The 13,437-nt window shown below is 69.3% G+C and carries 12 protein-coding genes; 7 read left to right on the plus strand and 5 right to left on the minus strand.

Annotated features, from left to right (window positions below):
• Positions 1-463: 463 nt before the first annotated feature.
• The 4 genes from lanKC to PV646_RS42075 all read left to right on the plus strand — a co-directional run bounded on the left by lanKC (position 464) and on the right by PV646_RS42075 (position 6,709).
• A complete protein-coding gene (gene lanKC / locus PV646_RS42060; protein WP_500348467.1) occupies positions 464-3,025 on the plus strand; it encodes a class III lanthionine synthetase LanKC in 2,562 nt (853 codons plus the stop codon).
• A 39-nt stretch (positions 3,026-3,064) separates the two neighbouring features.
• Positions 3,065-3,229 carry a SapB/AmfS family lanthipeptide gene (locus PV646_RS42065; protein ID WP_452253369.1) on the plus strand — a complete coding sequence of 55 codons (165 nt, stop codon included), beginning with the start codon at positions 3,065-3,067 and terminating at the stop codon, positions 3,227-3,229.
• Positions 3,230-3,374: 145 nt separating this feature from the next.
• On the plus strand, positions 3,375-4,991 hold the full coding sequence (locus tag PV646_RS42070) for an ABC transporter ATP-binding protein (protein ID WP_500348469.1): 1,617 nt from the start codon (positions 3,375-3,377) through the stop codon (positions 4,989-4,991).
• Entirely contained in the window at positions 4,991-6,709 is a 1,719-nt protein-coding gene (locus tag PV646_RS42075) for an ABC transporter ATP-binding protein (RefSeq protein ID WP_500348471.1), read from the plus strand. The genes PV646_RS42070 and PV646_RS42075 overlap by 1 nt, the downstream gene beginning before the upstream one ends.
• Before the next feature lie 18 nt (positions 6,710-6,727).
• On the opposite strand, the gene PV646_RS42080 is transcribed toward PV646_RS42075, so the two are convergent.
• Both PV646_RS42080 and PV646_RS42085 read right to left on the minus strand, forming a co-directional pair.
• Entirely contained in the window at positions 6,728-7,231 is a 504-nt protein-coding gene (locus tag PV646_RS42080) for a DUF3145 domain-containing protein (RefSeq protein WP_189159974.1), read from the minus strand.
• A 200-nt stretch (positions 7,232-7,431) separates the two neighbouring features.
• A complete protein-coding gene (locus PV646_RS42085; protein ID WP_500348473.1) occupies positions 7,432-8,772 on the minus strand; it encodes a S8 family serine peptidase in 1,341 nt (446 codons plus the stop codon).
• A gap of 143 nt (positions 8,773-8,915) precedes the next feature.
• On the opposite strand from PV646_RS42085, the gene PV646_RS42090 reads away from it, so the two are divergent.
• The 3 genes from PV646_RS42090 to PV646_RS42100 are packed head-to-tail and all read left to right on the plus strand — an operon-like array spanning position 8,916 to position 11,884.
• Positions 8,916-10,151, plus strand: coding sequence for a hypothetical protein (locus PV646_RS42090; protein ID WP_500348474.1), 1,236 nt, complete (start codon positions 8,916-8,918; stop codon positions 10,149-10,151).
• 12 nt (positions 10,152-10,163) lie between these two features.
• Positions 10,164-10,523: a VOC family protein gene (locus PV646_RS42095; RefSeq protein WP_500348475.1), complete on the plus strand. Its 360-nt coding sequence runs from the start codon at positions 10,164-10,166 to the stop codon at positions 10,521-10,523.
• A gap of 20 nt (positions 10,524-10,543) precedes the next feature.
• Entirely contained in the window at positions 10,544-11,884 is a 1,341-nt protein-coding gene (locus tag PV646_RS42100; protein ID WP_500348476.1) for a dihydrolipoyl dehydrogenase family protein, read from the plus strand.
• On the opposite strand, the gene PV646_RS42105 is transcribed toward PV646_RS42100, so the two are convergent.
• Genes PV646_RS42105 through PV646_RS42115 form a run of 3 tightly spaced genes read right to left on the minus strand, consistent with a single transcriptional unit; the run spans position 11,872 to position 13,404 of the window.
• Positions 11,872-12,561 (minus strand): TetR/AcrR family transcriptional regulator, encoded by a 690-nt coding sequence (locus PV646_RS42105; RefSeq protein ID WP_500348478.1) that lies wholly within the window; start codon positions 12,559-12,561, stop codon positions 11,872-11,874. The genes PV646_RS42100 and PV646_RS42105 overlap by 13 nt on opposite strands.
• 20 nt (positions 12,562-12,581) lie before the next feature.
• Positions 12,582-12,800 carry a DUF6343 family protein gene (locus PV646_RS42110; RefSeq protein WP_500348479.1) on the minus strand — a complete coding sequence of 73 codons (219 nt, stop codon included), beginning with the start codon at positions 12,798-12,800 and terminating at the stop codon, positions 12,582-12,584.
• A 1-nt stretch (position 12,801) separates the two neighbouring features.
• Complete coding sequence (locus PV646_RS42115; protein ID WP_500348480.1) at positions 12,802-13,404, minus strand: hypothetical protein; 603 nt, start codon at positions 13,402-13,404, stop codon at positions 12,802-12,804.
• Positions 13,405-13,437: the final 33 nt, after the last annotated feature.

The raw sequence follows: 13,437 nt of genomic DNA on the forward strand, positions 1-13,437 counted from the left end.
GCTACATAATAGTGGGCGTCCAATCTCATCCTATGAATGAGTTCGAACGGGCGACTCCGTACCGCCATTCGGCCGTACCAAACACGCAATAGCAGCCAATTTTGGCTTCACTCGGAAAGAGCAGCCGACACAGCGAGTACACGACGTTTGCACCTGCCCAACTATACGCCGAGCTCCGCCTGGAATAGCGCAGCTCAGAGGCACCACACCACAAGAACTCCCGAGTTCCGTTTAGCGGAAACGCAGCACAGGCCCGGACACACGACCGGCAGCAAACATCTCAACCGGGTGAGATGGGCCCAAACCTCATCACCACGGGTCACATACGCACCGGTAACCAATGGTCTTTCGGACACGAACGGGGGACCCATATGACCCTAACGGCGGATTCCCCATAGGATCGAAATCGTGCGGAAATATGCCGCAACAAAGAAACGCAAAACGAGCCAGGGAGGGGAATTCGGTGGACCTCAGATACGAGGCGTACTGCTTCGCCGATCGGCAGTTCTACGATCTGCAGAGCAGCACCGAAAGCACTCCCGCAGACGACTTCTCCACCGAACTCCCCGCGATTCCACTCGACTGGGCGACGGTTGAACGCAACGTGTGGCGGCACCACCACCCGATGGGGGTACAGCTCCCGAACCAAGGGTGGAAAATCCACGTTTCCGCTGGCCTCGACAACGCCGGCCGGGTATTGAAGGCCGCTTTCGACTACTGCGTCGATCGGCGAATCCCCTTCAAGTACCTGCAGTCGATGTCGATCGTGCTGGCCCGGAACTCGAAGTACGCGCCCCGGGAGGGCAGCGGCAAGCTGGTCACGATCTACCCGACGGACGTCGCGCGGCTCGAGACGATCCTCACCGAGCTCGCGGAGATCCTCGACGGCCAGCACGGCGCCTACATCCTGAGCGACCTGCGCTACGGCAAGGGGCCGCTGTACGTGCGCTACGGCGGGTTCGTCGAGCAGTGGCTGGAGGTCGGCGGGCAGCAGGTGCTCGCGATCGCCGGGCCGGACGGCGAGCTCGTGCCGGACAAGCGCAAGCCCGTGTTCAGCCTGCCGGAGTGGATCGAGCTGCCGGCGTTCCTGAAGCCCCACCTGGACGAGCGCAACGCCGGCGACCCTGCCGCGTTCCCCTACCAGATCAAGAACTCGCTGCACTTCTCCAACGGTGGCGGCGTCTACCTGGCCACGCGCAAGAGCGACGGCAAGGAGGTCGTGCTCAAGGAGGCGCGGCCGCACGCCGGGCTCGACCGCGACGGCGAGGACGCGGTCGTCAGGCTGCAGCGAGAGTACGAGATCCTGACGAAGCTCCAGGGCATCAAGGGCGTGCCGGAGGTGTACGACCGCTTCACCGAGTGGGAGCACCTCTTCGTCGCCATGGAGTTCATGCCCGGACGCTCGCTCGGGCAGTGGGTCGGCAGGCACTACCCGTTGACGCACATGGACGTCAGCGACGAGGCGCTCTCCGAGTACAAGGCCCGCGCGCTCAAACTGGTCGGCCGCATCGAGTCGATCATGGACGAGGTGCACGACCGCGGCGTCGTGTTCAGCGACCTGCACACGCTCAACGTGCTTGTGGACGACGACGACCAGGTCTCGCTGATCGACTTCGAACTCAGTTCGAGCATCGACGCGGTCCGCAAGCCCACGCTCGGCTCGCCGGGCTTCCAGGCACCGCGCGACCGCGACGGCTTCGACATCGACGCGTACCCGCTGGCGGCGTTGCGGCTCTGGTTCTTCCTGCCGCTCAACACCGTCCTGGAGCTGGCCCCAGCGAAGATCCCGCAGCACGTCCGCGTGATCCAGCGCCGGTTCGGCCTCAGCGACGAGTACTGCCGGCCGATCATCGACGTGCTGACGCCGCGGGTCGACCCGCCGGCGGACCCCGCGCTGACCGAGTTCGACCAGGACACCCCGGACTGGGCGTTGGTGCGCAAGGAGATCGCGACCGCGATCCTGCACAGCGCGACACCACACCGCGAGGACCGGTTGTTCCCCGGCGACATCGAGCAGTGGGAGGTCGGCGGCGCGGGCTTCGGCTACGGCGCGGCGGGCGTGCTGCACGCTCTCGCCGAGGCAGGGCAGGGCCGCTACCCCGAGCACGAGGACTGGCTGATCAGGGCGTTCCGGCGAGAACCGCCGAAGCAGGCGGGTTTCTTCGTCGGCGCGCACGGCATCGCCCACGTGCTGGAGAACTTCGGCCACCACGACGTCGCGACCGAGATCGTCGAGACGTACGCGGAACTGCTGCCGATGACGCAGGACCACGGGCTCAGCGCCGGTCTGTCCGGCATCGGCCTCAACCTGCTGCACTTCGCCGACGTCCGGCAGGACGACGGGTACGCGGCGCAGGCCGAGCACCTCGCGGAACGTCTCGCGGGCCAACTCGCGGAGGCCCCCGGACCGGGCGACAAGGCGAAGGCGGGCCTGCTGCACGGCTGGTCCGGACCGGCACTGTTCTTCCTGCGGATGTTCGAGCACACCACCGAACGCCGCTGGCTCAAGCTCGCGGAGCAGGCGCTCGAACGCGACCTCGCGGAGACGATGATCGCGCTCGACGGTTCGCTGCAGGTGCGGGACGGCAACCTGCGCAGCCTGCCGTACGTGGGCATCGGTGGCGCGGGCGTCGCTCTGGCGCTCACCGAGTTCGCGAAGCAGGCTCCGGACAGGCCGTGCGTCGAGAAGCTGCCCGAACTGCTGGGCGGCTGCACCGGCGAGTTCGTCATCCAGCCCGCGTTCACGCTGGGCCGGGCCGGACTGCTCGCCACGCTCGCCCACGCCACCAGGCACTTCCCCGACGAACGGCTCGAGCGCGCCACCGAGCGGCACCTGAAGGCACTCGGCTGGCACGCCGTCCGCTACGGCGGCGGGCTCGCGTTCCCCGGCGTGCAGCTGCGCCGGCTCTCCATGGACCTCAACACCGGCGGTGCGGGCGTGCTGCTCGCCATCGCGTCCACAGTGGACGGCCGCTCTCCCTTGCCCTTCCTGGGCACCAGAACGCCGGTCTCCGCAGACCGGTAGCAAGAAGAGATCGATCCCCCGAAACAAGGAGATGTTGTCATGGGTTTCATCCTTGACATGCAGGACCTCGAGACCCCCGAGGCCCCCGCCACGATGATGGCCGGCGGCAGCGGTGGCGGCGGCGGTGGCGGCTCGACCACGGCGTCGACCGTCTCCCTGCTGCTCCCGTGCAGCCACAGCGGTGCGTCGCTGCTGCTGTGCTGATCTCGCTCCACCAAGCATGAACGGCCGGTGAGCGGCATAGGCGAAGTATGCCGCTCACCCGCCAACTCCGAGGGCTCGGCAGCCGGCCAGCTGCCGGGCCCTCGCTTCATGATGGGCCCTCACCACCTCCGGAGGAACAGCCCCGATGCGCAAATCCGGTGATCGGTTGCTGCTCGCCACGACCACCCGCGACTACCGCCCGTGGTTGCTGCTCCTCAACGCCGCCATCACCACCACCGCCGGACTGCTGCTCCCCGCCGCTCTCGCCGGTGCCGTCGACATGGCACTGGGCGGCACGTTCGTACTGGTCACGATCTTGTGGCTGCTCGCGCTCGCGGGCGTCGAGGTCCTCGGTGAGGCGATCGGGATCGTGCTCGCCGCCGGCATCACGGCCCGCGCCACGGCGTGGTTGCGGCGCCGGTTGACCAAGAAGTTCCTCACCCTCGGTCACCCCTCCTCGTTCGCCCCCGGAGACTCGGTCAGCCGCGTCACAGGAGACTGCGGCAACGCCGGGGGCATCGCCGTCCTCGTGATCGGGTTCGCGGTGACCGTCGTGTCCTCGGTCGGCTCGGTGATCGCCCTGGCGCTGCTCGACTGGCGGCTCGCGGCCGTGTTCCTGGTGAGCGTGCCGCTCGCGGGCCTGCTGATCCGCACCCACATGCGCATGACCGCCGACGACGTGCTGACCTACCAGGAAGTCTCCGGTGAGGTCTCGGCACGGCTGCTCGACTCGGTGTCCGGACTGCGCACGATCGCGTCCGCCGGCATCGCCGACCGCGAGACGAACCGCGTGCTGGAGCCGCTCCCCCGGCTCGCCGCGGCCGGTGCCGGCATGTGGCGCACCCAGGCGAAGATGATGTGGCGGGCCGGATTGCTGCTGCCCGCCGTCGAGCTCGCGGTGCTCACCGCCGCCGGTTTCGGTGTGATGCAGGGCAGACTGAGCACCGGTGACGTGCTCGCCGCCCTCGGGTACGCGGCCCTGGGCATGGGCATCGTCGGCCAGCTGACCCAGCTGACCGTGCTGGAACGCACCCGCGCGTCCGCCGGCAGGATCGCCGAGGTCCTCGACGTGCCGGAGCCCCGGCGCCGTCCCGCCAAGCGGTCCAACGGGGTCATCGAACTGCGGAACGTCAGCGTCGACGGCGCGCTGCACGACGTGAGCCTGATGATCCCGGCCGGCACGTTCGCCGCGATCGTCGGCAGTTCCGGCGCGGGCAAGTCGACACTGGCCGCGGTGCTCGGCGGACTGTCCGCTGTGGACTCCGGCGAGATCCTCGGCCACGACGCGGTCGGGTACGCCTTCGAACGCCCCGCGCTGCTCGGCGCCACGATCGGCCGTTCGATCGGCTACGGCACCGACGCGGACGAGGTCCAGGTCAGGGACGCCGCCGTCGCCGCCCAGGTGCACGACGTGCTGATCCGGTTGCCGCAGGGGTACGAGACGCCGGTGGCCGATGCCCCGCTCTCCGGCGGAGAGGCTCAACGGATCGGCCTCGCCCGCGCGATCGTCCGGGACCCCGACGTGCTCGTGCTCGACGACGCCACCGCGAGTCTGGACACCGTGACCGAGGCCAAAGTGGACAAAGCGCTCACCACCGCCCTTCCCGGCCGGACCCGGATCGTCGTGACGCACCGCGCGGCGACGGCCGCGAGAGCGGACCTGGTGGTGTGGCTGGAAGACGGCCGGATCCGCGGCACCGGCACCCATCGGCTGTTGTGGCACGACGAGGCCTACCGGGCCGTGTTCACCGGGGGCGAGTGATGCGTTTCTACCTCTCCACGCTGGCAGGACATCGCAGGGGCGTCCTGGTCCTGCTCGGCTGGTCGATGCTCGAGGGCATCCCGGCGTTCTTCGGCGGCAGGCTCGTCGGCACCGCCGTCGACCAGGGTTTCGCGGCGGGAAAACCGCTGGCCGGCGTGCTGTGGCTGCTGTCGTTCGCGGTGCTCGCGGTGGTGGGCGCGCTGGGGCAGCGGCAGGTGTTCGCGCGGCTCGGCGCCGTCGTCGAACCGATGCGCGACGCCCTGGTCACGCGGGTGGTGAGGGGCGTGCTGAACGATCCGACGCACCGCCGCACACCGGACGCCAGCGCGGTCGCCATGATCACCCGGCACGTCGAGGTGGTCCGCGACGCCACCGCCGGTGTGCTGGTGCAGGCCCGTGCCCTTCTGGTCACGACGATCGCCGCGCTCGTCGGTCTCGCGACCACGGCCGCCGCGCTGATCTGGCTGGTCGTGCTGCCGATCGTGGCCGCGTTGCTGCTGTTCGGGTTGATGCTGCCCTCGCTCGCCAAACGGCAGCGCGACGCCGTGATCGCCGACGAACGCACGGCGGAGGCGTCCGGCGCGGTGCTGACCGGACTGCGCGACGTCGCCGCCTGCGACGCCGGTGAGGAGGCCTACCGGGACGTCGCGAAGCAGATCAACCTGCAGGCCAGGGCCACCGTGACGGTCGCGTGGGCGAACTCGTTGCGCGCCACGGTGATCGCGCTCGGCGGCTTCGTACCGATCGTCCTGCTGGTGGCGTTCGCTCCCCCGCTCGTCGCGTCGGGCCAGCTCACCACGGGCGCGGTCCTCGCGGCGGTCGTCTACCTGACCAACAGCGTGAACCCCGCGCTGCACGGGCTGGCCCGCACGACCAGCACGGTCGTGATGCGGCTGATGGTCGCCCTCAAACGACTTCAGGAAGCGGCACCGCGCACCGGCAGGGCGATCGGTTCCGAAACCCCTGCCAACGGCGAGTTCGTGCTGAAGGACGTGACGTTCGGCTGGAGCCCGGACGCGGAACCGGTGCTGCGCGGCCTCTCGCTCGGCCTCCGTCCCGGCGACCACCTCGCGGTGGTCGGCCCGTCCGGCATCGGCAAGTCCACAATGGCCAGTCTGCTGACCGGTCTGATGCCGCCGGGCAACGGCTCCGTGCTGTTCGGCGGCGCCCCGGTCGACCAGGTGACGCCGACGGTCAGACACCATGCGATCGCGCTGATCCCGCAGGAGACGTACCTGTTCACGGGCACTGTGCGGGAGAATCTCACGTTGCTGGCACCGTGGGCGACGGACGAGGATCTCGTCGAGGCCGCGAAAAAGGTTGGCGCCAAACCACTTCTGGACCGGCTCGGCGGGCTGAACGCCCTGCTCGGCCACGGCGGGGAAGGGCTTTCCGCTGGTGAGGCCCAGCTCCTGGCACTCGCGAGGGTCTTCGTCACGTCCGCGAGCGTCGTCATCCTCGACGAGGCGACCTCACACCTGGACCCCGCCGCCGAGGCCCGCGTCGAACGGGCTTTCGCGCAACGGGAAGGGATTCTCGTGGTGATCGCGCACCGGCTGAGCTCGGCGCTGCGGGCGAACCGGGTGCTGGTCATGGACGGCGGCAAGCCGTTGCTCGGCACCCACGAGCACCTGCTCAAGACGTCCGCGCTCTACGGACAGCTCATGCTGGCGTGGGATCCCACGCACCGAGAAGAAACCCCGCTGCCCAAACGGTGAGCGGGGTCCACTCAGGACTCACCCGACGCGGTGCAGCCAGGTGACGGGCGCGCCGTCTCCCGCACGGCGGAACGGTTCCAGCGCGTCGTCCCACGCGGCGCCGAGAAGTTCGTCGACGCCGTGTGCGAAGGACTCGCCACCACGGGCTTTGACCGCGAGCGCGCGCAACTGGTCCTCGTTGACGACGATGTCGCCGTTCGCCGAGGTGCGGGCGTGCCACAGTCCCAAGACGGGCGCGAAGCTGAAGCGCTCGCCGTCCTGACCGGAGGAGGGCTCCTCGGTCACTTCGAATCTCAGCATCGGCCACGCGCGCAGCGCAGCCACTAGTTTGGCGCCGGTGCCGGCGTCTCCGGTCCACGCGCATTCTGCGCGCAACTGGCCTGGTGCCGCGGGTTGCGCTGCCCACCTGAGGTCTACCCGGACACCGAGGGTGCCCGAGATCGCCCACTCGACGTGCGGACAGACCGCAGACGGCGACGAGTGGACGTAAACCACGCCACTGGTGCTGCCACGGGTGCTCACTGCTGACCTCCGCTACTCGACGAGGGACGTCTTCCCCTACGCCTTTGTCGAGAGTGAGGTGATCACCGCGAAACCCGTTCGCTGCATTCTGCCTCGACTGGAGGCATGTCCGCCATAAGAACCAGCTCGATCATCACCCGACCGGGGCAGATACAGGTCTTAAGTCCCGATCTCCCGGCCGAGTGATGCCCGATCGTGATCTACAGAGCGTTTACCGCGGCAACGACGTCGACTAGACCCGTGCCCTTGTCGAACGACGAGGTGTAGGGCCCTGCCGGCTGGTAGCCGGAGCCGTACTTGTGGGCCGTCGACTTCAGCGCCCGCTCGATGTCGGCGGGGGTCGCGGAAGGCTTGGCCTGGAACAGCTGTGCGACGATCCCGGCGATGTGCGGTGCCGCCATAGACGTGCCGCTGATCGTGTTGAACGTGCCCAGGTCGAGCAGTCCCGGCCCGTTCTGCGGCTTCAGGCCGGTCGCGCAGATCGGCAGGTAGAGCCGGCAGGACGAGGCGATGTTCTCCCCCGGTGCCGAGATGTCCGGCCAGGTCGCGGAGTCCGCGGCGAGACCGCGCGAGGAGAAGTCCGACACAGCGCCGTCGCGGGTACCGGTCTCCTGGTCGTTGTAGGACGCGACCGAGATCACGCCCGGTGTCGGGTCGACGCCCGGCGGGTTGGACAGGTTCGCTGAACCATCGCCCCCGTCGTTGCCGTTCGCCCACACGACGACGACCCCTTCGGCCACGAGCTGACGTTGCAGCTTGACGGTGACCGACCCAGGGTCGAACGCACCGCCGCCAGACGGCCCATAGGAGTTGTTGATCACCTTGATCGGCGGGCAGGTGGAGGCGGGCACACCGGCGCCGCAGGGGGCCCGGTGGTTCTCCAGCACCCAGTTCAGCGCGGCGTCCGCGCCGAGGATGAGGATCGCCGCGCCGGTCGAGATCACGACGCCCTTCGCGCCCGGCGCCGCGCCGCGGATCACCGGTCCGCCGGTGGTCTGCACGTCGCCGCCGATCGCGATGCCGGTGACGTGGGTGCCGTGGCCGCCCAGCGACGTCGTGTCGGTGTCGAGGAAGTTCGGCACCGGCACGATGCAGTTCGTCTGCGTCGAGCCGTCCAGGCACAGGCTCTTGAGGTTGCGGACGATCCTGCCGCCGAACGACGGGTGCGTCGGGTCGACCCCCGAGTCGATCACCGCGACCGACACGCCCGCGCCCGTGAGCCCGAGGCTGTTGCGGGCGTCCAGGCCGCGCGTGGCGGTGTGCGAGGTCGAACCGAGGAACCTGATCGGTTTCTGGACCTCGACGCGCGTGACGCCCGCTTCGGCCCTGGCGGAGGAGATCTGCGCGGAGTCGCCCCGCGCGGCTACGACGCCGATCTTGCGGAAGCTCGTGAGCTTCTCCAGACCGGCTGACTCGACCGCCCGTTCCGCGGCGGTGATGTCGGCTCCGTGGACGTAGACCGTGGAGGCCGGAGCGGCCGTCGCGACAGGGGAAGCGACGGCCACCAGCAGTACGGCGAGCGATGCTGCGCGTGTGTACATGGACCCTCCGTGAACATTGGCAGGCATTCCACCTAACGAGTGATCCACTTATCGGTGACGGGCATCACCGAATGTCTCGACCGAGTGCGTTCGAGCCACCCCGGACCGCTACGGTGTCCCCCCGTGCGGAAAGGTAGGGACTCGTGCGGCTGATCCGTCTGGGCGCTGAACCCTCGGCCATTGGGGCGGACGTCCGTGCCGCCCTCACGGCGTGGGGAGCGGGCACCGGAGTCCTGGGTGGTATCGCGCTGATCGGGGTCCAACCACCCGACTGCCCGGTGCCGCTGGACGCGATCGTCGTGCTGCCCAAGGGCGTCCTCGTGATCGTCGGCGTCGACCTGCCGGACCCCGGTGTGAAGCTCGAGGCGCCGCTCGGCGGTCAGTGGAAGATCGACGGCTGGCCACTCGTCGCCAAGGACGGCACGGCGAACCCGGCGACCGAGGCCGTGGCGGCGGCGACCGCGGTGGCGCAGCGGATCCAGGCGATGCGCGCGGAACCGCTGCCGGTCAGCACGGTCGTGGCGGTCGGCCCGTTCGTCGGCCAGGTCGTGCAGCCGACGGTCGACCTCAACCGCGGTGTGCGGGTGCTGCACCCCAAACCGTCCACTGTGCTCAGTGCGGCCCGCGAACTCGCGACGTCGGCGGTGCCCTGCACGGCGGACCACGCGGCGAAGCTGATGGCGATCCTGCAGAACACCGGCACGCCGCCGGACGCGAAGGCGTTCCTCGCGGAGGGTTTCAGCGACGCGGTCTCCCCCGACCTCGCGGCCGCCAGCACGATGCTCATCCCCAAGGCCCAGCTGCGCCAGGCCATCGGCCGCAAACGCTTGCCGGGCAAGCTGACCTGGCCCTACCTCGCCGGCGCGGCGCTGCTCGCGCTGATCCTCGTCGTGTGGCTGGTGGTGGCGCTGCCCAGCGATGACAAGCCGGCCGACGCGACGCCCGCCCCGACCTCGGCGCAACCGACGACGGTGGTCGTGGACGGCACGGCGTTCGTGCCGAAGGAGATGAAGAAGGACCAGGACTGCCAGGCGCAGGCGTTCGGCGACGTGAAGGCGTGGCTGATCGCGAACGACTGCGGCGTGCTGCTGCGCGCCACCTACGAGACGTCGCTGCTGAACAAGCCGGTGACGGTGCTGGTGGCGGACATGGACCTGTACGACGCACCCAGCGCCAAGGCGTTGCACGCGATCGTCGTGCTGCCGGGGTCCGGCGGTGTGCACGGCCTCGACGGCAAACCGCTGGAGAGCGCGGCGTTCGCGAACAACACCAAGGGCAGCCACGTGACGCTGGCGTTCGCGGTGTACTCCGGCGGCGGGGGCGAGCCCGCGCTCGATCCGATCGCCAAGCAGGCGTTGCGGCTGCCCGTCACCCGGTAGAGGGTGGAGGGCATGGTCGGACAACTTCGTTCTGTCGTGCTCGACTGCCCGAACCCCCGCGAACTCGCGTCGTTCTACGAGGAACTCCTCGGCGCCGAGCGGCTGGCCGGTGAGGACGACACCTGGGTGGTGATCGTCGCCGGCGGCACGCGGATCGCGTTCCAGCTCGCTCCCGAGTACGAGCCGCCGTCGTTCCCCGATCCGCGCGGCTCGCAGCAGTTCCACCTCGACGTGCTGGTGGAGGACGTCGAGGAGGCCGAGCGCGCGGTGCTGGCGCTCGGCGCCCGGTTGCTCCAGAAGGACAACGACGACACGTTCCGGGTCTACGCGGACCCGGTGGGGCACCCCTTCTGCCTCGTGTGGCTTTCTTGATCGAGGCCTAATGTGACGTCATGGACTTCGACGTCATCGTCATCGGTGGTGGCCCCGTAGGTGAGAACGTGGCTTGGCGGACGGCCGCGGGAGGCCTGTCCACGGCCATGATCGAGAAGGAGCTCGTCGGCGGCGAGTGCTCGTACTGGGCCTGCATGCCCTCGAAGGCGTTGTTGCGCTCCGGGCACGCGCTCGCCGCGGCGAAGCGGGTCAAGGGCGTGGTCGGCGGGTCGCTCGACGCGGCCGCGGTGCTGGAGCGGCGCACCGGCTTCACCTCGAACTGGGACGACTCCGGCCAGGTCGAGTGGGCCGAGTCGGAGAACATCCACGTCATCCGCGGCGACGGTGAGGTCACCGGCGAGCGCGAGGTCACCGTGGGCGGGGAGGTCCACCGGGCTCGTCAGGCCGTCGTGGTGTGCACCGGCAGCGTGCCGAAGATGCCGCCACTGGAAGGCATCGACGACACTCCCGTGTGGACTTCACGGGAGGCCACGTCGGCGCGGGAGGTGCCGGACTCGCTGGTCGTGCTCGGCGGCGGCGTCGTCGGTGTCGAGATGGCGCAGGCGTGGGCGCGGCTGGGGTCCGAGGTGAAGCTGGTGGTGTCCGGTGACCGGCCGCTGCCGAAGATGGAGGAGTTCGTCGGCCCGCTGGTCCTGGAGGGTCTGCGGGAGGACGGCGTCGAGGTGCTGCTCAACGGGCGCGCCTCGTCGATCAAGCCGGGCGAGTTGACGTTGCAGGACGGCCGGGTCGTGCAGGGGTCGCACATCCTCGTCGCGACCGGACGGGCACCGGCGACCAAGGACGGCAAGCCGCTGACCATCGACGACTCCGGTCTTGTGTCCGGTGTGGACGGACGCTGGCTGTACGCGGCCGGCGACGTCACGGGTCGTGCGTTGCTGACGCATCAGGGCAAGTACCAGGGCAGGGCGGTCGGCACGGCGATCCTGGAGCGTTCCCGCGGGTTCGAGCCGAAGCAGTGGTCGGCGGGGCAGGCGTGGGCGGACCACGTGGCGGTGCCGCAGGTCGTGTTCACCGACCCCGAGGTGGCGTTCGTCGGCCACACCGCCGCCGAGGCGCGGGCGGCCGGCCGGGACGTCAAGGTGGTCGACCTGGACATCGCGGTCGCCGGGTCGTCGCTGCACGCGGACGGGTACAAGGGCAAGGCGCGGATGGTCGTGGACGAGCGGACGCGGACGCTGGTCGGTGTCACGTTCGTCGGTCAGGACGTGGCCGAACTGCTGCACTCGGCGACGGTCGCGATCGTCGGGGAGGTCACCGTGGACCGGTTGTGGCACGCGGTGCCCTCGTACCCGACGATCAGCGAGGTCTGGCTGCGGTTGCTGGAGTCCTACGGGCTCTGAGGCCGGTCCAGCACAGCCCCGAGCATGCCGCTGAGCAGCTCGTTCGCCGTGCCGACCACGTGCGCGCGATCGTTCTCGTCGACCCGTTCGGCGAGCTTGAACAGCGCGTCCGCGGTCTGCACGGCGATCCGGAACGTCAGCATCACCGGGGCGTCGCCGTGGGCGCCGAACCGGTTGACGAACATCTCCGCCAGCCGTTCGGCCATCAGTTCGTACTGGTCGACGCTCGAGTCGAGGCGGTGGCTGTCCAGCATGTCGCTGAACCGCACCCGCCCGAAGCCGGGCACCTCGACCAGCATCCGCATGTACACCTCGACGACCTGCGTCATGGCCTCGCGCCACGAGTCCGCGATCAGATCGGCGGCGAACAGCTCCTCGACCTCGCGGAGATAGGTCTCCATACCTCGAAGTGCCAGAGCGTGCACAACGGATCTTTTGTCGGGAAAGTACTGATAGAAGGAACCAATGGGCACTCCGGCCACATCGACGATGCGAGCCGTGGTGATGTCGTCGTAGTCGTATTCGTTCAGCAGGCTCGCGCAGGCGTCGAGGATCGCGGAAACAGTTGCCGCGCCGCGCTGTTGCACAGGCTGCCGGCGCATCACCCTGGCTAACCTGCCTTTGGCCGGATCTTCATGCACGCCGACATCTTTATCCATAAGTGCGCTTGAGCCCAAGCACAGGTTCCCGACAGGTTTCAGCCTGGATCTCCGCGACGTTTGCGATGAACGACCCAACCGAAGTCGGCAAGGCAGACGACGGCGAGTAGTAAAAGCACGATTCCCAGCCAGACGAGGTCGGCTCGCAGTGCCAGCCACCCCGCCACCGAGTTGAAGACCAGCCCGAATCCGGCCAGCCACAACCTCAGGGTCAGCGCACTGCGCGGAGGCGCGGGTGGTGGCAGGTAGTCGCTCACCTCATCCGGTTTCCCGCAGCAACGGGGCCTCAACCCGCCTCAGCCGGCGCGGCGGTTTTGTCACATAGGGCATGACGAGGCGCGTGAGGGCCAGGCCGGGCGCGATGAGCGGGACCACGGCCGTCAGCACGGCGGCGGTGATGCCCGCCCGCACGACGTCCTTCGGCATGACCGCGACCCGGTCGACGACGAACGCGCGCCGCCCGGTGATCGAGACGGCGGCGAGGACGAGCAGGAACACGACCATGCTGAGCATCGCCCGTTGGACGGCGTGCTCGTACCCGGCGGCCTCACCGGCGACCAGCACCGCGAACCACCCGGCCAGCGCGGGCAGTTGGCCCTGCTCGGTGGTGGCCGCCCAGCTCAGGCCGCCGAGCGTGGCGAGCCAGGCGAGGACGTCGACGCGTTCCCGAGCCCATAGGGATGCCGAATCGAGGGGAATGCCGGTCCAGGCCAGCAGACCGAGCGGGCTCGGGGGCTCCGCGGCGAGCTGACCGAGCACCCAGGCGAGTGTCCAGGCGGACAGCAACACCGCGACGACGAGTTGCCACCGGGGCCGGCGCACCACGCAGCGGGCGAGCCGGACGATCTCCGCACGCGTCATACCCCCACCTTGCCGCTTGCTGGTGGTTTGCGG

This window comes from Streptomyces sp. ID05-26A, from assembly GCF_033794685.1.
GTDB lineage: Bacteria > Actinomycetota > Actinomycetes > Mycobacteriales > Pseudonocardiaceae > Lentzea.

Coding starts and splice junctions, on each gene's coding strand:
- PV646_RS42065 (WP_452253369.1), top strand. CDS start 3,065: ATGGGTTTCATCCTTGACATGCAGGACCTCGAGACCCCCGAGGCCCCC.
- PV646_RS42070 (WP_500348469.1), top strand. CDS start 3,375: ATGCGCAAATCCGGTGATCGGTTGCTGCTCGCCACGACCACCCGCGAC.
- PV646_RS42075 (WP_500348471.1), top strand. CDS start 4,991: ATGCGTTTCTACCTCTCCACGCTGGCAGGACATCGCAGGGGCGTCCTG.
- PV646_RS42085 (WP_500348473.1), bottom strand. CDS start 8,772: ATGTACACACGCGCAGCATCGCTCGCCGTACTGCTGGTGGCCGTCGCT.
- PV646_RS42095 (WP_500348475.1), top strand. CDS start 10,164: ATGGTCGGACAACTTCGTTCTGTCGTGCTCGACTGCCCGAACCCCCGC.
- PV646_RS42100 (WP_500348476.1), top strand. CDS start 10,544: ATGGACTTCGACGTCATCGTCATCGGTGGTGGCCCCGTAGGTGAGAAC.
- PV646_RS42115 (WP_500348480.1), bottom strand. CDS start 13,404: ATGACGCGTGCGGAGATCGTCCGGCTCGCCCGCTGCGTGGTGCGCCGG.